Annotated in this window: 21 protein-coding genes and 1 tRNA gene; 11 read left to right on the forward strand and 11 right to left on the reverse strand. The window is 70.5% G+C overall.

Annotated elements, in window-relative coordinates; all coding sequences use genetic code 11:
* Positions 1 to 33 precede the first annotated feature (33 nt).
* Together QQX04_RS04520 and QQX04_RS04525 are read right to left on the reverse strand one after the other, a co-directional pair.
* Complete coding sequence (locus QQX04_RS04520; protein WP_301126954.1) at positions 34 to 1359, reverse strand: RNA polymerase sigma factor; 1326 nt, start codon at positions 1357 to 1359, stop codon at positions 34 to 36.
* Positions 1356 to 1712 carry a YciI family protein gene (locus QQX04_RS04525; RefSeq protein ID WP_301126663.1) on the reverse strand — a complete coding sequence of 119 codons (357 nt, stop codon included), beginning with the start codon at positions 1710 to 1712 and terminating at the stop codon, positions 1356 to 1358. Before QQX04_RS04525 ends, QQX04_RS04520 begins: the two co-directional genes overlap by 4 nt.
* A 339-nt stretch (positions 1713 to 2051) precedes the next feature.
* Here QQX04_RS04525 and QQX04_RS04530 point away from each other — a divergent pair, with 339 nt between their 5' ends.
* Genes QQX04_RS04530 through QQX04_RS04550 form a run of 5 tightly spaced genes read left to right on the forward strand, consistent with a single transcriptional unit; the run spans position 2052 to position 7771 of the window.
* Positions 2052 to 4289: a response regulator gene (locus tag QQX04_RS04530; RefSeq protein ID WP_301126664.1), complete on the forward strand. Its 2238-nt coding sequence runs from the start codon at positions 2052 to 2054 to the stop codon at positions 4287 to 4289.
* Positions 4256 to 5908 carry a PAS domain-containing sensor histidine kinase gene (locus tag QQX04_RS04535; protein ID WP_301126669.1) on the forward strand — a complete coding sequence of 551 codons (1653 nt, stop codon included), beginning with the start codon at positions 4256 to 4258 and terminating at the stop codon, positions 5906 to 5908. The genes QQX04_RS04530 and QQX04_RS04535 overlap by 34 nt, the downstream gene beginning before the upstream one ends.
* Positions 5905 to 6267, forward strand: a complete 363-nt coding sequence (locus QQX04_RS04540) for a response regulator (protein WP_301126673.1) — start codon at positions 5905 to 5907, stop codon at positions 6265 to 6267. The genes QQX04_RS04535 and QQX04_RS04540 overlap by 4 nt, the downstream gene beginning before the upstream one ends.
* On the forward strand, positions 6264 to 6569 hold the full coding sequence (locus QQX04_RS04545) for an Hpt domain-containing protein (RefSeq protein ID WP_301126675.1): 306 nt from the start codon (positions 6264 to 6266) through the stop codon (positions 6567 to 6569). Before QQX04_RS04540 ends, QQX04_RS04545 begins: the two co-directional genes overlap by 4 nt.
* Positions 6566 to 7771 carry an acyltransferase family protein gene (locus tag QQX04_RS04550; RefSeq protein ID WP_301126677.1) on the forward strand — a complete coding sequence of 402 codons (1206 nt, stop codon included), beginning with the start codon at positions 6566 to 6568 and terminating at the stop codon, positions 7769 to 7771. Before QQX04_RS04545 ends, QQX04_RS04550 begins: the two co-directional genes overlap by 4 nt.
* Before the next feature lie 11 nt (positions 7772 to 7782).
* On the opposite strand, the gene QQX04_RS04555 is transcribed toward QQX04_RS04550, so the two are convergent.
* Positions 7783 to 8436: a TrmH family RNA methyltransferase gene (locus QQX04_RS04555; protein WP_301126678.1), complete on the reverse strand. Its 654-nt coding sequence runs from the start codon at positions 8434 to 8436 to the stop codon at positions 7783 to 7785.
* Positions 8433 to 9635, reverse strand: a complete 1203-nt coding sequence (gene purT / locus QQX04_RS04560; RefSeq protein WP_301126679.1) for a formate-dependent phosphoribosylglycinamide formyltransferase — start codon at positions 9633 to 9635, stop codon at positions 8433 to 8435. Before purT ends, QQX04_RS04555 begins: the two co-directional genes overlap by 4 nt.
* A 71-nt stretch (positions 9636 to 9706) precedes the next feature.
* On the opposite strand from purT, the gene QQX04_RS04565 reads away from it, so the two are divergent.
* Positions 9707 to 10399, forward strand: a complete 693-nt coding sequence (locus QQX04_RS04565; protein WP_301126680.1) for a DedA family protein — start codon at positions 9707 to 9709, stop codon at positions 10397 to 10399.
* 107 nt (positions 10400 to 10506) lie between these two features.
* On the opposite strand, the gene QQX04_RS04570 is transcribed toward QQX04_RS04565, so the two are convergent.
* From QQX04_RS04570 to QQX04_RS04590, 5 genes are all read right to left on the reverse strand, one after another.
* The gene (locus QQX04_RS04570) at positions 10507 to 10899 is read right to left on the reverse strand and encodes an SHOCT domain-containing protein (RefSeq protein ID WP_301126681.1); all 393 of its coding nucleotides are present in this window, start codon (positions 10897 to 10899) and stop codon (positions 10507 to 10509) included.
* A 130-nt stretch (positions 10900 to 11029) separates the two neighbouring features.
* The gene (locus QQX04_RS04575; RefSeq protein WP_367312935.1) at positions 11030 to 11587 is read right to left on the reverse strand and encodes a LemA family protein; all 558 of its coding nucleotides are present in this window, start codon (positions 11585 to 11587) and stop codon (positions 11030 to 11032) included.
* Positions 11588 to 11667: 80 nt separating this feature from the next.
* The gene (locus QQX04_RS04580; RefSeq protein WP_301126683.1) at positions 11668 to 12663 is read right to left on the reverse strand and encodes a hypothetical protein; all 996 of its coding nucleotides are present in this window, start codon (positions 12661 to 12663) and stop codon (positions 11668 to 11670) included.
* Positions 12664 to 12717: 54 nt separating this feature from the next.
* Positions 12718 to 13281 (reverse strand): orotate phosphoribosyltransferase, encoded by a 564-nt coding sequence (gene pyrE, locus QQX04_RS04585; RefSeq protein ID WP_301126685.1) that lies wholly within the window; start codon positions 13279 to 13281, stop codon positions 12718 to 12720.
* A gap of 32 nt (positions 13282 to 13313) precedes the next feature.
* Positions 13314 to 14081, reverse strand: coding sequence for an SDR family NAD(P)-dependent oxidoreductase (locus QQX04_RS04590; RefSeq protein WP_301126687.1), 768 nt, complete (start codon positions 14079 to 14081; stop codon positions 13314 to 13316).
* Between the two features lie 59 nt (positions 14082 to 14140).
* Between QQX04_RS04590 and QQX04_RS04595 the strand changes: the two genes are divergently transcribed.
* Positions 14141 to 14926 carry an exodeoxyribonuclease III gene (locus QQX04_RS04595; protein ID WP_301126689.1) on the forward strand — a complete coding sequence of 262 codons (786 nt, stop codon included), beginning with the start codon at positions 14141 to 14143 and terminating at the stop codon, positions 14924 to 14926.
* 16 nt (positions 14927 to 14942) lie between these two features.
* Here the strand turns inward: QQX04_RS04595 and QQX04_RS04600 are convergent, their stop codons facing one another.
* Entirely contained in the window at positions 14943 to 15482 is a 540-nt protein-coding gene (locus QQX04_RS04600) for a variant leucine-rich repeat-containing protein (protein WP_301126690.1), read from the reverse strand.
* Between the two features lie 217 nt (positions 15483 to 15699).
* On the opposite strand from QQX04_RS04600, the gene QQX04_RS04605 reads away from it, so the two are divergent.
* From QQX04_RS04605 to QQX04_RS04615, 3 genes are read left to right on the forward strand one after another with little or no spacing between them, the layout of a single operon-like run.
* Positions 15700 to 16338, forward strand: a complete 639-nt coding sequence (locus QQX04_RS04605) for a response regulator transcription factor (protein ID WP_301126692.1) — start codon at positions 15700 to 15702, stop codon at positions 16336 to 16338.
* Entirely contained in the window at positions 16335 to 17540 is a 1206-nt protein-coding gene (locus QQX04_RS04610) for an ATP-binding protein (RefSeq protein ID WP_301126694.1), read from the forward strand. The genes QQX04_RS04605 and QQX04_RS04610 overlap by 4 nt, the downstream gene beginning before the upstream one ends.
* Positions 17537 to 18616, forward strand: a complete 1080-nt coding sequence (locus tag QQX04_RS04615; protein WP_301126695.1) for a DUF8320 family protein — start codon at positions 17537 to 17539, stop codon at positions 18614 to 18616. Before QQX04_RS04610 ends, QQX04_RS04615 begins: the two co-directional genes overlap by 4 nt.
* A 24-nt stretch (positions 18617 to 18640) precedes the next feature.
* Here QQX04_RS04615 and QQX04_RS04620 read toward each other — a convergent pair.
* Positions 18641 to 18713: transfer RNA gene (locus QQX04_RS04620), tRNA-Arg, on the reverse strand.
* Between the two features lie 176 nt (positions 18714 to 18889).
* On the opposite strand from QQX04_RS04620, the gene QQX04_RS04625 reads away from it, so the two are divergent.
* On the forward strand, positions 18890 to 19507 hold the full coding sequence (locus QQX04_RS04625) for a TetR family transcriptional regulator C-terminal domain-containing protein (protein ID WP_301126697.1): 618 nt from the start codon (positions 18890 to 18892) through the stop codon (positions 19505 to 19507).
* Positions 19508 to 19549: the final 42 nt, after the last annotated feature.

Consider the following 19549-nt stretch of genomic DNA (forward strand, 5'->3'; position numbering starts at 1 on the left):
ACATTGGTGCGGATGGAACCGCCGTCCATTCTGTCAGACATCCAGTTCCGTCGTGGGCGGGCTTAGGTCCCGCGACCGCAGGGGATCGCGAGGCGCCTCAGCGATCCGGATCGCGTCGCGCCTGTGCCGCAGGTAGTCGAGCTCGGCGGGGTTGCTCGCGAGCGCGACGGCCTGGTCCCATTCGGCCTGCGCCCCCGCCCTGTCGCCGGCACGTTCGAGGAGGTCGGCACGGGCGGCATGGAGCAGGTGGTAGCCGTCGAGGCCCTCGATCTCGTCGATCTGCGCGAGCCCCGCCGTCGGCCCGTGCACCTCGGCCCAGGCGACCGCGCGCGCGAGCCGGGCGACCGGGCCGGGCGCCTGCTCGAGCAGCAGGTCGTGGTACCTGACGATCCGCTCCCAGTCGATGGGATCACGGGTGTGCTCAGCGGCGATGAGCGCCTGGATCTGCCACGGCCCGAGGTTGCGCATCGCGAGCGCACGGCCGAGCACGGCGTAGCCGCGGCGGATCATCGTGCGGTCCCACAGCGCGCGGTCCTGGTCGGCGAGCCGCACGAGCCTCCCGTGCGCGTCGACGCGCGCGTCCTCGCGGGAGCGGTGGAACAGCTGCAGGGCGAGCAGCCCTGCGAGCTCGGGATGGTCGGGGAGCGAGTCTGCGGCGGTGGCGGTGAGCCGGATCGCCTGGTCGGCCAGCTCGACCCTCGTGAGCGCCTCGGCCGACGCGGCGTGCGCCAGGTAGCCCTCGTTGAAGAGCAGTCCGAGCACGGTCGCGAGCAGGTCGGCGCGCTCAGCGAGGTCGGCGGGAAGGGTGAGCGGTATCCGGGCGGCGCGGATCTTCCGTTTGGCGCGCACGATCCGCTGCTGCACCGTGGCCTCGGGGATCAGCAGGGAGGCAGCGACCTCCTCGGTCGTGAGACCTCCGGCGAGCCGGAGCGTGAGGGCCACCTGGGTGTCGCGGGACAGCGCGGGGTGGCAGCAGAGGAGCAGGAGCCTCAGCTGCTCGTCGCCGGCGTCGTCGAGCTCTGCGGCCCACTCGGCCGGGTCGACCTCGGGCTCTGCCCGCTCGTCGCGAGCGACACCCGCGCCAAGGACACGCGCCTGGGAGGCCAACCGTCGGTCGGCCACCGCCTCGCGGCGCAGCCGGTCGATCCCGGCGTTGCGGGCGACAACGTAGACCCAGCCCTCAGGCGCGTCTGGCACCCCCTGTGTCCACGAGGAGGCGGCCGTCGCGTATGCCTCCTGGAGGCAGTCGTGCGCGAGATCGAGGTCTCCTAGACGGTCGGCGAGGAGGGCGAGCAGCCGCCCGCCCTCCTCGCGTGCGACGCGGGTGAGTGCCGCGTCGACGCCGTCGGCCTGTGTCAGGACATGTCCGTGGGGAAGACGGGTCGCACCTCGATGGCTCCTTCGCCAACCGGGAGCCTGCGCGCCCACTCGAGCGCGTCGTCGAGCGTGTCGACGTCGATCAGGTAGTAGCCGCCCAGGTGCTCCTTGAGCTCCGCGAACGGGCCGTCGACCACCTGGGTGGCGCCGCCGGCGTGGCGCACGGTCGTCGCGGTCTCGGCGCCCTGGAGCGCCTCGCCGGAGTCGTAGGCGCCGGCGTCGATCAGGTCCTGCGTGTACTGGGTCCACGCGGCCATGTACTCGTCGAAGCCGGGATCTCCGGGCTCAGGCGACGGCAGGGTGGGGTCGGAGGCGATGAGCAGCAGGTACTTCATGGCGTCTTCCTTCGTGTCGGCGAGCCCGGGAACCTCCCGAGTCTCACCCTGACGACGCAGCGGAGGCAAGAGATCGACATCGTTCGCTGAGATTCTCCGGGGCGCTTCCGCGCGTCTAGCTTCCGGGGCGCGACGCAGGGGCCGCGCGTGTGAGAACCCTCACATCACACGCACGGCGGCCGATGGGTGGTCGAAGCCCTCGCGCCGCGCTTTCGGATCCGCCCTGTCCCCTGCCGCTGAAACGGACACTCGATGCCTAGCATGATGACAAGCCAGCCCAGCGGCATCGACGACCGACATCCGACGCTCACACCCCCCGGAAGAGCCAGGAGGGAGCAGGTGCAGCACTCTCGCGTGCTCGTCGTGGACGACGACGAGATGATCCGCGCCCTGATCGCCGCCGTGCTGGCGAACGAGGGCCTGGACGTCGTCGAGGCCGAGTCGGGACCGGCTGCGCTCGAGATCCTCTCCGTCGAGCAGCCCGACCTGGTGATCAGCGACGTGATGATGCCGGAGATGGACGGCTTCCAGCTCATCACCAAGCTCAGGGCGACGGCCGACGCAGGGTCGGTCCCCGTCCTGTTCCTCACGTCCCGCATCGACCCGTCCGACTCGGCCACAGGCCTGCGCCTGGGTGCCACCGAGTACCTGCGCAAGCCCTTCACCCCTGACGAGCTGGTGGGGCAGGTGAAGCGGCATCTCGCGGAGCGTCCCGAGGAGGTCGAGGCCTCCCGTGCGCGGACGCCGTTGCCCGGAAGCTCCGAGCTGCACGACAGCGTCGACTTCATCCGGTCGCAGGGCCGCCGGGTCGCCGTCGCGAGGATCGCGATCGAGGAGCGCCTGATGGTCGAGGCACGCTTCGGCGCCGTCGGCTGGGCCGACGTGCAGGAGCAGCTGGGCGCTCTCGCCCGCGCCCGCCTGGGCGAGGAGGCCGTGCTCGGCACCGACGGCGGCGACCTCATGGTCGCTGTCAGCGGCGTACCGCTGCGGAGCATGGACGGCGCGCTCGGCGCAGTGGCGCGGGACGTGTCGGACACGCGCTTCGCCGTCCGCGGCGAGTCGGTGCGGCTCACCCCCACGATCGGCTGGGCCGACGCCGCGAGCGGCATCTCCACGGACACCGCGATCGAGCGGACGGTGAGCGCCGCCGACGCAGCTCGCGACCTCCTCGACCTTCAGCCCGTGCGCTGGCGCCCCGAGATCCAGGAGCCCGAGTCCCGGCAGCCGTCACTGGCCGCCCGCGTCGTCGCCGCCGCGACGACGCCGTTCCAGATCGCGCTCACCGTCGTCCTCGGGATCGTGGGTCCGTTCCTCATCTACCAGGCGCTCTACAGGCTGGGATTCGACATCTCGAGCGCGATGTACCTGATCATCGTGTTCGCGCTCGCGATCACAGGGATGCTGATCTGGTCGGAGGGCTTCTACGCGCTCGACCCGATCCGGCCACCGAAGCAGCCTGGCGCTCCTGCGCCACCCGCGACGGCGATCATCGCGGCCTACCTGCCGAACGAGGCGGCGACGATCGTCGACACCGTCGAGTCGTTCCTGCGCGTCGACTATCCGGACCTCCAGGTGATCCTCGCCTACAACACTCCGCGCGGCCTGCTCGTGGAGCGGACGCTGCGCCAGATCGCCGAGCGGGACCCCAGGTTCCTGCCGCTGCGCGTCGAGGGATCCACGTCCAAGGCGCAGAACGTGAACGCTGCGCTGCGTCACGCGCGTGGAGAGTTCGTCGGCATGTACGACGCGGACCACCACCCTGCGCGGGACTCCTTCACGCGCGCGTGGCGATGGCTGTCGAACGGCTACGACGTGGTCCAGGGCCACTGCGTGATCCGCAACGGCGACGCCAGCCGGACGGCCCGCACCGTCGCGGTGGAGTTCGAGGCGATCTACGCCGTCAGCCACCCCGGCCGCGCGCAGCTGCACGGCTTCGGCATCTTCGGCGGCTCGAACGGATTCTGGCGCACCGAGGTGCTGCGCCGCACCCGCATGCACGGGTTCATGCTGACGGAGGACATCGACTCGAGCCTGCGCGTCATCGAGTCGGGCGGCAGGATCGCGAACGACCCTGGGCTGATCTCGCGCGAGCTCGCTCCCACCTCCTGGCACCAGCTGTGGAACCAGCGCATGCGGTGGGCGCAGGGCTGGTTCCAGGTGTCGAAGCGCCACCTCCGACACGCGTGGCGCTCCCGCACGCTGACGATGCGCCAGAAGCTCGGCATGACGGCGCTGCTGGGCTGGCGCGAGGTCTATCCGTGGATCAGCGTGCAGATGTTCCCACTGATCGCGTTCCTCGCGTGGCGCGATGCGGGCCTGGAGAGCCTCGACTGGTTCATCGCGATCTTCGTGCTCACCACCCTGTTCACCACGACGGTGGGCCCCGGCCAGACCTTCTTCGCGTGGCGCCTCGCCGCGCCCGACATCCGTCGCCACAAGAAGTGGTTCTGGTTCTACCTGTTCTTCGCGTCGCTGTTCTACACGGAGTGGAAGAACGTCATCTCGCGCGTCGCCCAGGTGAAGGAGACGATGGGCGAGAGGCAGTGGAAGGTGACTCCGAGGGCGGCGAGGCGATGAGCGGCGATCAGAGGTCGGCGGGAGCGTGGCGGAGCCTCGTGCTCGCGCCGCAGCGGATCGTGGTGCGACGCTCGGAGCTGCTCGCAGGCGCGGCCGAGGGATCGGTGTTCGACGCGGTGGCCGAGAGCGCGCAGCGTGTGCTCGGCGCCGACGGCGCGCTCGTGTCGGTCGAGATCGACGGGAGCCAACGGCGCGTCGGCGCGAGCGGGCTCGGCCTGGACGAGGACGCTGCGGACATCGAGCTGTTCCGACGGACCCTGCGCCGCGTCGAGCCGCTCGCCATCGAGGACACGTGCGACTCCGGCGATGCCTCCGAGGCCACGAAGGTCCGCGCGTCGATGGGCGTGCCGCTGCTCGTGGACGACGTCGCCGTGGGCACGCTCGCCGTGTTCTCGCACGCTCCGCGGCGGTGGTCGGACGACGACAGGCTCCACCTTGTGACGCTGTCCCAGTGGCCCGTGGCCGAGCTGGCGCGGATCGACACGCTCGCACGCCTGCACGTGGCGGAGGCGGCGCTCACCCGAGCCACCCGTGTGTTCGACGCGATGGCGGAGGGCGTGATCGGCCTCGACCTCGAGGGGCGGGTGGCGCTCGCGAATCCTGCGGCCGCCCGCATGCTTGGCTGGCAGGCGTCCGACCTGATCGGGCAGGACCTCCACGCAGTCGCGCACTTCCAGCGCCCTGACGGTGCCGCCTACCCGCACGACCAGTGTCCCGTGCTGACGACGCTTGAGGACGGCGCTGCGCGTGCGGCAAGGCGCGAGACCTTCTGGCGTCGCGACGGCTCTCCGCTGCACGTCGACCTCTCTGTCGGAGGCCTGATCGACGAGGGTGAGGTGACGGCAGCGATCCTCGTCTTCGACGACATCGAGGAGCGCCTGGACGTGGAGCGGATGAAGGACGACTTCGTCTCGATCGTCAGCCACGAGCTCCGCTCGCCGCTCGCAGCGGTCCACGGCTCGCTCGAGCTGATCGGGGATGTCGCCGACGACCCCGACGCGACCGCGCAGATGCTCGGCATCGCACGCCGCAACACTGACAGGCTGGGGAGGCTGGTGGACGACATCCTCGACCTTGAGCGCGCGTCCACGGGACGCCTGCAGCTCGAGCGGTCCGAGCTCCACGCCGTCTCCTTGATGGAGCAGGCGTCTGAGTCGGTGTCCGGCCTGGCCCGCGAGGGGGACGTGACGCTCGAGGTGAGGCCGTCGGACGTCACCTTCTGGGGCGACGGCCGACGAGTGGTGCAGGTGCTGACGAACCTTGCGAGCAATGCGGTGCGCTTCTCGCCGCAGGGCGGAACCGTCACGCTGACCGCGCATCGTCTGGACCGCGAGGTCGCGATCGAGGTGACGGACGCGGGCCCCGGGATCCCCGAGGAGGATCAGGAGCGGATCTTCGACCGCTTCTGGCAGGTCCCCGCAGGGTCGCCGCGGGGCCGCAGGGGCTCGGGCCTCGGACTCGCGATCGCTCAGTCGATGGCACACGCGCACGGCGGAGGAGTGTCGGTGCGAAGCACGGTGGGTGCGGGGAGCACGTTCACGCTCCACGTGCCGGTGCGTGCGCGCCGAAGCACGGTGCCGGTGGATCGGCGCACCGAGGACGGGAGGGACCCGCGATGACGAGAGTCGTGCTCGTGGTCGACGACGAGGCTGACATCCGCGCGATCGCGCGCGTCGCGCTCGAGACGATCGCCGGATGGCGCATGCTCGAGGCGACGAGCGGCGATCAGGCCCTTGCGGCGCTCGCCGGAGGCGTTCCGGACGCCGTGCTGATGGACCACCTGCTCACGGGCGAGGACGGCCTCATGGTCGCCGCGCGGCTGCGCCAGGAGGCAGGACTCACCGGCGTCCCGATCCTCATGATGAGCGCGGCCTCGACCGCACCGACGTCCGACGACGTGGACGGCTTCATCGCGAAGCCGTTCAACCCGCGCACGCTCGCGGCCCAGATCTCTGCAGCGGCGGGGTGGAACGCATGACGGCACAGGACCCCGCGGACATCATCGCTGTGCTCTGGGAGCGATTCAGGCCTACGGTCGCGGAACGCCTCGACGCGATCTCCGCGGGCGCGGAGGCGATCGCGGACGGAGCGACCGCGGGCGATCCACGGGTGCGCGACGCGCACCGGGCGGCGCACAACCTCGCCGGCGCGCTCGGCTCCTACGGCAGGCCCGACGGCAGCGTCGTCGCGCGTCGGCTCATGGGGCTGCTCGACGAGCCGCGGCCCCGGCACGACGCCGTGGTCGGCGAGCTGGAGACGCTGCGAGGACACTGCGCATGAGCGTGGAGACGACGCACCGCACGGTGCCGACGGATCGACCGGCTGCAGCGGTAGGCGCGCGCTTCGCCGGCCTTGAGGGCTATCGCGGCCTTGCCGCGCTGGCGATCGTGATCTACCACGTGTACCAGCATGTGGAGGCGGCGGATCCGGGCTCGCTCGGCGCCCAGGACTCCGCGTCCTACATCGCGCTGCACGGGCTCGACGGGCTGGTGAGCCTCTTCTTCGTGCTCTCCGCGTTCCTGCTCTTCCTCCCGTATGCGCGCGCGGTGCTGGGCGACGCGGACTCACCGAGCGCGCGCGCCTTCCTGGTGCGCAGGGCGGCGCGGATCGTCCCGCTGTACCTGGTGGCGATCCTCGTCGTGTGGTCGGCCCGGAACACCAACCTTCCCGGCGCGTACAGGGACCTGATCGAGCATCTGCTGTTCATCCAGAACTACGACAACACGTACATCTTCTCCACGATCGGACCCGCGTGGTCGCTCGCAGTGGAGGTGCAGTTCTACGTGCTGCTGGCGCTTCTTGGCGCGGTGCTCGTGTGGGCGGCGCGGCGCCTGACCCGGCGGGGAGGACTCGTCCTCCTCACCACCGTGGTGTCCGTGATGTTTTTGGGAAGCCTCGCGTACAAGCTCGCGTCGTGGCTGATGCTCGGCACCTTGGGCGACGACTGGAAGGTGTGGTTCGGGCTGCCTGCCAAGCTCGACGAGTTCGCGCTCGGCATGGGCCTGGCGATCGTCGTCGCCGTCGGCCGCGCACGGCTCGGCCGAGTGGGCGTCGAGGTGACGCGCTTCACCGGTCTCGCCGTCGTGGTCGCGTCGTTCATCCTGCGACCCGAGGGCGCGGGGAACCATGCCTGGTTCCACACCGGGACCGCTCTCGGATTCGCGCTCATGCTCGCGGCGAGCGTCCTGGGACCGGGCGACTGGTGGACCACCGCGCTCGGCCGGAACCCGCTCGCCTTCCTGGGGCTGATCAGCTACAGCCTCTACCTGTGGCACGAGCCCCTCATGCTGCTGCTCGACTCGCGCGGACTGCTTCCGGGGGGAGCCGGCTTCGGCGGCTTCGGCCTGATGCTGCTCGTGGTCCTCCCGCTCGCGATCCTCGCGGCGTGGCTGAGCTACCAGCTCATCGAGCGACCGGGCAATGCGATCCGGGGACTGATCGACCGTCAGGGTCGCTCGCGCGACTACTACGACGGGGAGTGACCCGACTGGGCTCAGCCCTGGTGGCCGGCCTCGATGTCGCCGTGCTGGCGCACCCACGCGTGCATCGCGATCGCGGCAGCCGCCCCCGCGTTGATCGACCGCGTGGAGCCGTACTGGCTGATCGCGAGAGTCGCCTGCGCCACCTCGCGCACCTCGTCCGTGAGTCCCACCGACTCCTGCCCGAAGACCAGCACGCACTCGCGCGGCAGCGCGAACGTCTCCAAAGGCACCGAGCCGGGCAGGTTGTCGATCCCGATCACCGGCAGCCCGGCGTCGGCCGCCCACGCGGCGAGGTCCCCGGCCGACGGGTGGTGACGGATGTGCTGATAGCGGTCCGTGACCATGGCGCCGCGCCGGTTCCAGCGTCGATTCCCGACGATGTGCACCTCCTGCGCGAGGAAGGCGTTCGCGGTGCGCACCACCGAGCCGATGTTCAGGTCGTGCTGCCAGTTCTCGATCGCCACATGGAACGGATGCCTGCGGGAGTCGAGGTCGGCCACGATCGCGTCGTGCCGCCAGTACCGGTACCGGTCCACGACGTTGCGGCGGTCTCCCTCGCGGAGCAGCTCAGGATCCAGGCGGGGATCCTCCGGCCACGCGCCTTCACCGCCAGGCCACGGGCCGACGCCGTGCTCGGGCGCCGAGTCGGACTCGCGGTCGCTCACGGCTCGACGAGGTCGATCCGCAGCGCGGCGGCTGCGGCGCGCGCCCGGAGGCGGGCGTGCTGCACGTCCTCGCCCTGCGCGACCGTCACTGCCACCCGCCTGCGCCCCTCGACCCGCGGCTTTCCGAACAGGCGCAGGTCGGCGCCGGAGACCGCGAGCGCCTTGTCGACGCCGGAGAACACCGGCACGCCACTGCCCTCCGCCAGCACGGCACAGGACGCCGACGGGGCGCGGAGCGGCTGCTCCGAGACCGGCAGGCCGAGGATCGCGCGGGCATGCAGCGCGAACTCCGACAGGTCCTGCGAGACGAGCGTCACAAGGCCGGTGTCGTGCGGTCGCGGCGACACCTCGGAGAACAGCACCTCGTCGCCACGCACGAACAGCTCGACGCCGAACACGCCCCACCCGCCCAGCGCCTCAGTCGCCGCTCCCGCGATGCGTCGGGCCTCTGCGAGCGCAGCCTCCGACATCGCCTGCGGCTGCCACGACTCCCGGTAGTCGCCGTCCACCTGCACGTGACCCACCGGCGCCAGGAACGTCGTCCCTCCCGAATGCCGCGCCGTCAGCAGCGTGATCTCGTAGTCGAAGTCCACGAAGCCCTCGACGATCACCCGCTCGCCGCCCGCACGACCGCCCTCGACCGCGTACGCCCACGCGGCATCGACGTCCTCGGGGGTCTTCACCACCGACTGCCCCTTGCCGGACGACGACATCACAGGCTTCACGACGCACGGCATCCCCAGGCGCTCGACCGCCTCGCCGAACGCCTCACGCGAGTCGACGAACTCGTAGGGCGACGTCGGCAGGCCCAGCTCCTCGGCCGCCAACCGCCGGATGCCTTCGCGGTCCATCGTGAGCCTCGTCGCCCGGGCGGTCGGCACCACGCGAGCCACGCCCTCGGCCTCCACCTCCAGCAGCACCTGGGTCGCGATCGCCTCGATCTCGGGGATCACCAGGTGCGGGCGCTCACGGTCGATCACGGCACGCAGCGCCGTCGCATCCAGCATGTCGATCACATGGCTGCGATGCGCCACCTGCATGGCAGGCGCTGCCTCGTAGCGGTCCACAGCGACCACCTCGACGCCCAGCCGCATCAGCTCGAGCGCCACCTCCTTGCCCAGCTCGCCCGAACCGAGCAGCATCGCGCGCGTCGCAGTGGAGCTGAGAGGCGTTCCGAGGGTCACAGTGGCGTCGGTCATGCGCCCATGGTGCCAGGGGGCGAGGCGAGGCGCAGACCGCGTGCGACGAGGCGCCGCGTACCCTGGTGCCCGTGCACCTCACCGCAGCCCTGACCGTCCCGGCCATCGGACCCGACTGGATGGACCCCGAGGTCCTCATCACGGGCTTCATCGACAGCTACGGCACCGCCGCGCTCGTCGCGATCTGTGCGGTCGTCCTCATCGAGACGGGGCTCCTGTTCCCGTTCCTGCCCGGCGACTCGCTGCTGTTCACCGTCGGCCTGTTCGTGGGCACAGGCGCGCTCGACGTCCCGCTCTGGGTCGCATGCGTCGCGCTGTTCACCGCCGCCTTCGTGGGCGACCAGATCGGCTTCCTCATCGGCCGCACCGCGGGACCACGGATCTTCAACCGGCCCGACTCTCGGTTCTTCAAGCGTGAGCACGTGGACAAGACCCACGCCTTCTTCGAGAGGTACGGAGGCCGCGCGATCGTGCTGGCGCGCTTCGTGCCGTTCGTCCGCACCTACATCCCCGTGGCCGCGGGCATCGGCAAGATGCACTACGCGCACTTCATCCGCTACAACGTGATCGGCGCGTTCCTGTGGGGCGTCGGCGTGACGCTGCTCGGCTTCTGGCTCGGCGGGTTCGACCTGGTGAAGGACAACATCGAGGTCGCGCTGATCCTCATCGTGTTCGTCTCGCTGCTGCCGATCATCTTCGAGTGGGTCAAGCACCGCCTCGAGGCGCGCAAGGCCACGCCCCAGCTCGAGACCGACGAGGGCTGAGCCCGCGGGCCGCTACGGCCCGCTTCCTCGCGCGCGGGGCCAGACGGTCCCGCACATGCAGAAGGCCGGCCCCGCCGCAGCGGGACCGGCCTTCGTCGCGTCTCAGGTCAGGCGAGCGCCTTGGCCTTGAGCGCCTCGTACTCCTCGGCCGAGATGGTGCCCGCGTCGAGCAGCTCCTTCGCGGCCTTGATCTCCGTGGCCGGACCGGTCGCCTCGGCCACCAGACCCTTCGTGTACTCGACCTGGGCGGCGCGCGCCGAGGCCGCGGCCTCCATGTCGCGAGCGGTCATCGACTTGCCGCGCGCGATCACGTACACGAGCGCACCGAGCACCGGCAGGACGATGACGAACAGCACCCAGAGGAACTTGGCGAAGCCGCCCAGCTCCTGGTCGCGGAAGATGTCCACGATGATGCGGAACACCAGGAAGATGAATGCGACCCACACCATGATCCACAGGGTGAACAGGAGGATCGAGAAGAAGTCCCCAAGGAAGTCCATTGTCTGCTCCTCGCAGATAGACGGCCGACCCCGACGGTCGGCTCTGCTCCCAACGTAGCGCTATCACCCCTGACAATGCACGAGAAAGGGGGCCTCGGAGCGCGCCAGTGCCAGTGGAGCCGTTCGCCTGTCAGAACTGGACGCCAGGCACCTCTCGCGCGGCCTCCGTCGTCTCGAAGTACTCGGCACGCTGGAAGCCGAACGCACCGGCGATCACGTTCGTGGGGAAGGTCTCGATCTTCGTGTTGAGGCTGCGCACGTTGGCGTTGTAGAAGCGCCGGCCCGCGGCCACACGGTCCTCCGTGTTGGTCAGCTCCTGCTGAAGCTGGAGGAAGTTCTGGTTGGCCTTGAGGTCGGGGTAGGCCTCGGCCACCGCGAACAGCCGTCCGAGCGCGGCGGTCAGCACGTTCTCCTGCTGTGCCTGCTCCGCGGGGCTCGAGCCGGGTGCGGCGGCGGAGGCACGCGCCTGGGTGACCTCCTCGAGAGTCGCGCGCTCGTGCTTCGCGTAGCCCTTGACCGTCTCGACCAGGTTGGGGATGAGGTCGTGCCTGCGCTGGAGCTCGACGTCGATCTGGCGCCACGACTCCTGCACCAGGTTCCTGAGGCGCACCAGGCCGTTGTACTGGGCCACCGCCCACACCACGACCAGCACGACGACGATCAGCACGATCCAGCCGACGATATCCATCCGAGCACTCCCCTTCGGTTCCTGCGGACGATGCTAGCCGCGCGGTGCTCCACGGGCCAGGTGCCGCCCGACGGCGCGCGTCACAGACCTCGCGTCCGCGGATCCATCTTCAGGATGTCGAAGTCGCCACCGACACGCCGCGTTCCCTCGGCGTCGGGATCGATCCCGGTCCACCGACCGCTCGTGAGCGCGCCAGGCGTCGTCGCCCACTCCGGCGCCGTGTCTGCGAACGGCCTCATCGCCTCGCTGCCCCACGCGGGCATGCCGTAGTCGACGACCACGTGCTCGCGGATCTGCCGCGCGACGCCCGTCAGCGCGCCGAGGCGCGAGGCGAGCGATTCGACCCCCTGCGGTCCGCTCCGCCACGCCATGAGCGCCGACCCCTCGAAGCGCAGCGCGAGGCCCTCGACGTCGGTCCGCAGCAACCGATCGATCATCAGGGGGTTCAGGACTGCGTGCGCATAGCGGGGGTCGTCGGCAAGCACCCTCCAGCGACGGTTGAACTCGTGAGATTCCACGTCGACATCGCGCCCGCCGAGCGCCTTGGCGACACGGTCCGCGATCCCCTCCGGCACGATGTCCAGGCGCGGCAGCGTCACGGGCAGCTCGACGAGGGTCACGTGATATCGGTGATGCTCGGTGCGCGTCCGTCGGCCGTTCGACACGGGCAGGCCGAAGAGATCGTCCTGTGCGGGAGCCGACCAGTCGGTGCGCTTGACCTCGTAACAGTGGGTGAACGTGGCGCAGCGCGCCCCGGAGAAGGTGCCCGTCAGCACGTCCTCCTGGCGCTGGTTCACGCCCTCGCCGAACGGCGCCTCATGGAACCGGCCCGAGTACTCGAAGGCGCGCGGCCTGTACTCCCACCCGTGGGTCGTCGCGAACTCGGCGAGCTCGCGACGATGCCGCCAGCGCGAGATCTGCTCCCAGGCGAACCAGCCGATGCCCGCCGATATGCCCAGCAGGATCCCCACCGCGCGGCCACCCGAGCCGCCGAACAGCATCAGCACCACGACGATCGCGGCGAGGAGCCCGGCGATCAGGCCGCTCGTGCCACGGAGCCTCCACGGGGAACCCATGCGGCTCACCCTAGCGAGGGGGCGCTTCGCCGGCCGGGGCTCGGAGAGCCGGCGTCACAGGCCCAGGTCGTCCAGCCCGTACAGGTAGAGGTAGGGAAGACCCTCCGCCTCGATCTTCTCCTTGGCGCCCGTGTCGCGGTCCACGATCACGGCCACGGCCACCACCTCCGCGCCCGCCTCGCGCAGCGCCTCGACCGCCGTCAGAACTGAACCGCCCGTGGTCGAGGTGTCCTCCACCGCGACCACCTTGCGGCCGGCCACGTCCGGGCCCTCGACGCGGCGCTGCAGCCCGTGCGCCTTCGACTCCTTGCGCACCACGAAGGCGTCAAGGTCCAGGCCGCGCGAGGCAGCAGCATGCATGAGCGCGGTCGCCACCGGGTCGGCGCCGAGCGTGAGGCCACCCACGGCGTCGACGTCGGCCGGCCCATAGCCGGCCTCCTCGAGCGCGTCGAGAAGCACGTGGCCCACGAGCGGTGCCGCGCGATGGTGAAGGGTGATCCTGCGCAGGTCGACGTAGTAGTCGGCCTCCTTGCCGGAGGCGAGGGTGACGCGGCCGCGCACGACGGCCAGCTCGGTGATCAGGTCGCGAAGCTGCTCGCGCGGGGTGCCGGAGGTCATGGGGCAAGCCTACCGACGGCAGCGAGACCCGCTCAGCGCCCGGGGCGCTGGCTGCGGCGGCCCCGTGTGAGCCGTGCCGGAAGGAGCCGAAGGCCTGCACCCGCCAACCCGTACAGTGCCGACGGGGTGACCACCGTCTGGCCTCGCCGCACCGCAGCGAGCGCGCTCGTCACGACCTGCTCCGGCTCCAGCCACAGAAGATCCGGATACTCGTCACGCATGTGGGCCAGCTCCTCCGAGCTGTGGAACTCTGTGGTGACAAGGCCGGGAAGCACGGCGGTGGCGGTCACCGGCGAGTCCGCGAGCTGACCCGCGATCGCCTGAGTGAACTCCACCACCCATCGCTTGTGCGCCGCATAGGTGGAGTTGCCCAGATGGGCGGCGATCGACGCCACGTTCAGCACCGCGCCATGACCACGCGACAGCATGCCCGGCAGTGCAGCATGGGTGAGGCGCAGCGGCGCGGTGACGAGGACGTCGAGCATCCGCTTCTCGTCCTCCCACGTGCTGTCCACGAACCGCTTGCCAAGTCCGAAACCGGCATTGTTGACCAGCAGGCTCACCGGCGCATCAGGATCAGCGACCCGCCGTGCGACGACCTCAAGGCCGTCCGGATCCGCGAGGTCGGCCGCGAGCACCTCCGCGCTCTGCCCGGTCGCGGACGCGATCACGTCCGCGATCTCGCTCAGACGGTCGCGCGAACGAGCCACGAGCACCACGTCGTGGCCCGCTGTCGCCAGCTGCCACGCGAACTCCTCACCGAGCCCCGCCGAGGCCCCCGTCACCAGTGCAGTCGCCATGCGCCCAGGCTACGGGACGGCCGTCGTGCCGTGTCCGCGCGCCGGGTACCGTGGTCGCCATGCGTCTTGCCACCTGGAACGTGAACTCAGTCCGCGCTCGCGAGGAGAGGATCCTGGACTGGCTCCGCCGCTCGGAGACCGACGTCCTCGCGATGCAGGAGATCAAGTGCAAGCCCGAGCAGTTCCCGCTCGCAGGCTTCCAGGAGCTCGGCTACGAGGTGGCGATCCACGGCCTGAACCAGTGGAACGGCGTCGCGATCGCCTCGCGCGTGGGACTCGAGGACGTGCAGACGTCCTTCGCCGCGCAGCCGGCGTTCGGCAAGCCAGGGCAGGAGCCCGTCGTGGAGGCGCGTGCCCTAGGTGCCGTCGCCGGCGGGGTCCGGGTGTGGAGCCTGTACGTGCCCAACGGCCGCGGACTGAACGACCCCCACTACGCGTACAAGCTGGACTTCCTCGCGCGGTTGCGCGACGCGTCGGCCGCGTGGAAGGACGAGCCGACCGCGCTCGTGGGCGACTTCAACGTCGCACCGCTGCCGACCGACATCTGGTCCGAGGAGGACTCCGAGGCGGAGACCCACGTGACTCCCGAGGCGCGGGCGGCGTTCCACGCGCTGGCCGACCACGGCTACGAGGAGCTGTCGCGGCGCTTCCTGCCCGCGGAGGGCACGTACACCTTCTGGGACTACAAGCAGCTGAGGTTCCCCAAGGGTGAGGGCATGCGGATCGACTTCATCTACGCGTCAGAGCCGCTGGCCGCGCGGGCGCAGGACGTGACGATCGTGCGCGACGAGCGCAAGGGGAAGGGCGCATCGGACCACGTGCCTGTGGTGGTGGATCTCGACTGAGAGCCGCCGCGGCTGCTCAGTGCGCGGCGCGGGCGCCGATGGCGCGCTGCACCGCCGGGTCGCCCAGCGAGGCCAGCCACTCGAGAAGGTTCGACGGCGTCGCGGGATTGGCCGCCACGACGGGCCGGAGCGTCGGCTGCGCGTAGGCGATCTCCGCGAGCTGCTCAGCGGTAGCGCCAGGGTCGGCGGCGAGGGTCTCGCCGGTACCGACCAGCATCTGGGTCACGACGAAGCCTGAGTCGGCCGTCCCCCCCTGGGCGCCCATGGTCACGGTCTGGTCGGTCGCCTCGGAATTTCCCCCTACCAAGGCGTCCCGGACCAGCACCACGATGACCATGAGCGGCACCAGAGGCAGAATCCACAGCAACGGCGGATAGCTCGCGTTCTCGACTGTCGCCAGAGCGGCAGCGGCCCCGATGAACACCGCAGCGCCGATGGCAAACGCGCGGAGCGAGGTCGGAGTCAGTTCTACTCTTGGCAGACGCGAGGACGCGACGATCCCGGCAAACAGAACCCCCGTGATGACAAGAACGAATTCCTCCGCTGACCAGTGCATCACTTCTCCTTGCCGGAACCGGGCCCGCCTCTCGGCGAGCTTGCTTCGAGCGTGCCAGCGGCCCATGGCTCGGTAAAGCCCCCACTTATGGGGGCACCCCGCTGGGGGGCATCCGTGACACTGCTCACACCAGGAGGTTCGGGCCCCACACGGACCAGAGGATCCGCTCCGTTTCAGTAGAGTGAGCACAGAGACACGACGCACCTGGGGGTGGATCATGGCGACGAGGACGATCGCGCTCGTGGAGGACCATGCCCTGATCGCGATCGGCTTCCGCGACCTGATCGCCTCGACCGACGACCTGGTGCTCGCCGGGATGGTCGACACGGTCGAGGGACTGAAGAGCCTCGACGCGGAGCTCGACCTCGTCGTCCTGGACCTGCGCCTCGCGGACGAGTCCCTGCCCGCCGACAACGTGGCCGCGATCCACGCGATGGGCGCCCACGTCCTCATCTACACGGGCGCAGAGGACCGCAGACTCATCCAGTCCGCCGCACGCTCAGGCGCGCTCGGACTGATCCGCAAGGCGTCCGACCCGGACACCCTTCTCGACGCCATCCGCACCGCAGCGATCGGCAAGGAGGTCTTCAGCACGGACTGGGCCGCTGCGATCGACTCCGACGCCGTCCTCACGGACGCCAAGCTCTCCAGGCGCGAGCAGGAGATCCTCGGTCTCTACGCCTCCGGAGAGACCGCGGTCACCGTGGCCCACCGCACCGGACTGTCCCGCGACACGGTCGCCGACTACGTCAGCAGGATCCGCCGCAAGTACGCCGAGGCCGGCCGGCCCGCACACTCGCGCGTGGACCTGTACAAGCGGGCCGTCGAGGACGGGTACCTGGGGAACTCCGAGTGAGCAGCCCCGCGGCGCTCACGGCATCCGAGGTGCACACCTCCGGGCCCGGCCCCGCCGCGGAGCGCATGCTGCGCAACATCTACCTCTCCTGCGGGCTCGGTGGACTCGTGTTCGCCGGGCTCCTCATGCCCAACGCGCTGTCGCAGCTCGAGCACCTCAGGCCGGTCTACGGGATCGCGACGATCGTCGTCGGCCTGCTCGCACCCATCAGCCTCGCGGTGCTCGCGACGTGGGCACCGATCACGGTCATGCGACGGCTCGCAGGGGCGATCGTCATCGTGTTCGCGCTTCTGCACCTCACCTTCCCGCTCGGCCTCGTCGACGGCCTCGGCTCCCTGGACGCGGCGCCATGGCTCCAGGGCATCAACGCCCTCCACGCCGTCATCGCGACCGTCGTCTGGCAGAACCGCCTCGTGTGGCTCTACGGCTTCGCGCAGGCCCCCGTCGTGATGTTCACCCAGATGGCAGCGCGCCCCGAGTCCGACATGCTCGCCTTCCAGGACGCGATCGGCGGGATGCTGTACTCGCTGATCCTCATGGGCACCTCACTCGCGGTGGTCCGCGCCGCGACCGCCGTCGACGAGGCGGCCCGAGACGCGCGGGAACAGGCTGCCGCCCAGGCGAGCGCCACCACCCGCGAGCGCGAGCAGACGCGCATCAACGCGATCGTGCACGACGACATCATGTCGGTGCTGTACGCCGCAGGCACCCCGGCACCGCCCCCGGGCGTCGAGGAGAGGGCCTCCGAGGCGCTCGGAGAGATCGACGCGCTTGCCGCAGACGACGCCGGAGCCCGCTCCTACATGCCTGAGGAGCTCGTGGCGATGCTCCGTGCTACTGCGCTCGAGGAATGCCACGACGTCGAGCTTCACGCCTCGTGGAGCGGAGACGAGCCGATCGGCTCCGACGTCGCGGTCTCGATCTCCGAGGCGCTCGCGGAGTCGCTCCGCAACTCGCTCCGGCACGCCGGTCCGGTGGACGAGGTGCGACGCACAGTGGACGTCGAGGCCTCCCCCGAGGTCGTCACCGTCGTGTGCGAGGACGACGGAGCGGGCTTCGAGCGGAGCAGCATCTCCGAACGTCGCCTCGGGATCCGCGTCAGCATCATCGAGCGCATGCGGGGCCTTGACGGCGGCACCGCAGAGGTGTCGAGCGGCGTGGGAAGCGGCACCGTCGTCACCCTGATCTGGAGGCGCCCATGACCACCGCTCCTCCACGGATCTCGACCGACGCCGCGAGCCTGCTGTATCTCGGCTCCCACCCCGCCCAGCTGCTGCTCGGGCTGTACGGCGTCACCAACATCGTCTTCGTGGTCCTCACCGCCGACATCGTGCACAGCCCCTGGGTCTCGCTGCTCGCAGTGATGCTGGTGCTGGTGGCGGCCTCGCTCGTGATCCAGCCGGGCCCCGACCCGTTCCCCATGCGCGAGACGCTGATCGTCGTCGGCATCGTCACGCTCGCCACCGCGATGGTGTCGTGGAACCTGCCCGGCACGGGCGAGCTCGGCCGTGCCTCCTGGCATCACGGCGCCAACGCGTGGCTGCTGTTCTTCCTCGCGCTGCGTCGCCGCACCGGGATGGCCTGGATCGGCTTCGCAGGGATGGCACTCGTCACCGCGGCATGGGGCTTCACCTCGGGCCGAGGCGCCCTCTCCGCGGTCGCCATGCTTCAGACTCACGCGGGGACCGTGGTCGTGGCCTCGCTCTTCGGAGCAGGGCTCAGGCGCGCCGCCGCCGACATCAACGTGTTCACCGCGCTGGCGGACCGCTCTGCGCGCGCCTCAGCGGAGGCACAGGCCCGCAAGGAGATCCGCAGGCGCCGCGTCGTCGAGCTCGCGGAGACCGCGACCGGCCCGCTCGAGCGCATCGCTGCAGGCGGGCCCTTCAGCGACGAGGACCGGGCGGGCTTCCTCGCGGCCGAGGCCGAGCTGCGGGACTCGGTGCGCGCCCGCGGGCTCACGCTGCCCGCGATCGTCGCCTCGACCTCCGCCGCACGGCGCCGCGGAGTCGACGTCACGCTCCTGGACGACCGCGCGGCCCCCATCGCGGACGGAGAGGTGATGGCCCGGCTCTCCAAGGAGGTCGCGACCGCCCTCGACAGCGCGTCGGACGGGTCCGTCACCGTGCGGCTCCTGCCCGAGGGCCGTTGGGCGCTCGTGACGATCGTGTCCCAGTCCAGCGTCGCGAGCACCCGCGTCGAGCTCGACGCCGACGGCCTCAGGGTCGAGGACGAGGAGCACACCGACACCGCGCCAGGAGACGACGAAGGCCGGGACTGAGACAGTCCCGGCCTTCGCTCTCAGCGCGCCCGGAGGGATTCGAACCCCCAACCTTCTGATCCGTAGTCAGATGCTCTATCCGTTGAGCTACGGGCGCGTGGCCCATCGGGCCGAGACACGAGTATACAGGTTTCCGAGGGTGCTGATGCACACTCGCCCGAGGCCCACCCCCGAGCGCCTCCCGTGCACGCCGCCCGGGCGTCTCGCGCGCCTCGCACCTCTCCTCACAGCGTAGAGTCGAGGGATCGCAACGCCGCGACGAGGAGGTGGACCGTGGAAGGCTCTCGCACCCTGGAGACCATCGTGCGGATGGAGGCGCCTCCCGATCTTGAGCCGGCGCCTCTCCTCGACGCCGTGCTGGAGGAGGCGTCGGTCAACGCGATAGGTCCCGACTCGATCGCCGCCGTCGCCGCCCGGGCCCGGATGTCGGAGAAGGAGATCCACGAGCTCTATCCGGACCATCGGGTGCTGCTGGTCGAGGCCCTTCAACGCCGCGACGAGCTGGGGGCGGCCCACCTGGCGGAAGGGCCGCGCGACGGTCGCACATTGCTGCTCGCCTTCCTGGAGACCGCGCGGGCCAACACCGCGGCCCCTGGCGCCGTGGAACTGTTCGCGACCCTGTCCGCGGCCGCGACGTCCGCGGACCATCCTGGGCACGAGTACTTCCGCACCCGATACCAAGCGCTGCGCCACCTGCTCGTCGATGCGCTCAGGGAGCTCGAGGAGGAAGGCGAGCTCGAGCATGGCGCGGATCCGCAGGGGATCGCCACGCAGGCCATCGCGCTGCTCGACGGCCTCCAGGTCCAATGGCTGCTGGACCGCGGCGCACTGGACATGCCCTCGCTCGTGCGGAGCTTCTTCAACGCGTGGCTGGTGCACCCGCTCCACTGACGGCCGCTGGACGAGCCTCGTGGAATGCCGAAGGCCCCCGAC

Source organism: Demequina zhanjiangensis (genome assembly GCF_030418315.1).
Taxonomy (GTDB): domain Bacteria; phylum Actinomycetota; class Actinomycetes; order Actinomycetales; family Demequinaceae; genus Demequina; species Demequina zhanjiangensis.

Bases quoted from the DNA above. Each gene is read 5' to 3' on its own strand.
- QQX04_RS04525 (WP_301126663.1), bottom strand. From the start codon at position 1,712: ATGAAGTACCTGCTGCTCATCGCCTCCGACCCCACCCTGCCGTCGCCT.
- QQX04_RS04540 (WP_301126673.1), top strand. From the start codon at position 5,905: ATGACGAGAGTCGTGCTCGTGGTCGACGACGAGGCTGACATCCGCGCG.
- QQX04_RS04545 (WP_301126675.1), top strand. From the start codon at position 6,264: ATGACGGCACAGGACCCCGCGGACATCATCGCTGTGCTCTGGGAGCGA.
- QQX04_RS04550 (WP_301126677.1), top strand. From the start codon at position 6,566: ATGAGCGTGGAGACGACGCACCGCACGGTGCCGACGGATCGACCGGCT.
- purT (WP_301126679.1), bottom strand. From the start codon at position 9,635: ATGACCGACGCCACTGTGACCCTCGGAACGCCTCTCAGCTCCACTGCG.
- QQX04_RS04570 (WP_301126681.1), bottom strand. From the start codon at position 10,899: ATGGACTTCCTTGGGGACTTCTTCTCGATCCTCCTGTTCACCCTGTGG.
- QQX04_RS04575 (WP_367312935.1), bottom strand. From the start codon at position 11,587: ATGGATATCGTCGGCTGGATCGTGCTGATCGTCGTCGTGCTGGTCGTG.
- QQX04_RS04580 (WP_301126683.1), bottom strand. From the start codon at position 12,663: ATGGGTTCCCCGTGGAGGCTCCGTGGCACGAGCGGCCTGATCGCCGGG.
- pyrE (WP_301126685.1), bottom strand. From the start codon at position 13,281: ATGACCTCCGGCACCCCGCGCGAGCAGCTTCGCGACCTGATCACCGAG.
- QQX04_RS04590 (WP_301126687.1), bottom strand. From the start codon at position 14,081: ATGGCGACTGCACTGGTGACGGGGGCCTCGGCGGGGCTCGGTGAGGAG.
- QQX04_RS04595 (WP_301126689.1), top strand. From the start codon at position 14,141: ATGCGTCTTGCCACCTGGAACGTGAACTCAGTCCGCGCTCGCGAGGAG.
- QQX04_RS04600 (WP_301126690.1), bottom strand. From the start codon at position 15,482: ATGCACTGGTCAGCGGAGGAATTCGTTCTTGTCATCACGGGGGTTCTG.
- QQX04_RS04605 (WP_301126692.1), top strand. From the start codon at position 15,700: ATGGCGACGAGGACGATCGCGCTCGTGGAGGACCATGCCCTGATCGCG.
- QQX04_RS04615 (WP_301126695.1), top strand. From the start codon at position 17,537: ATGACCACCGCTCCTCCACGGATCTCGACCGACGCCGCGAGCCTGCTG.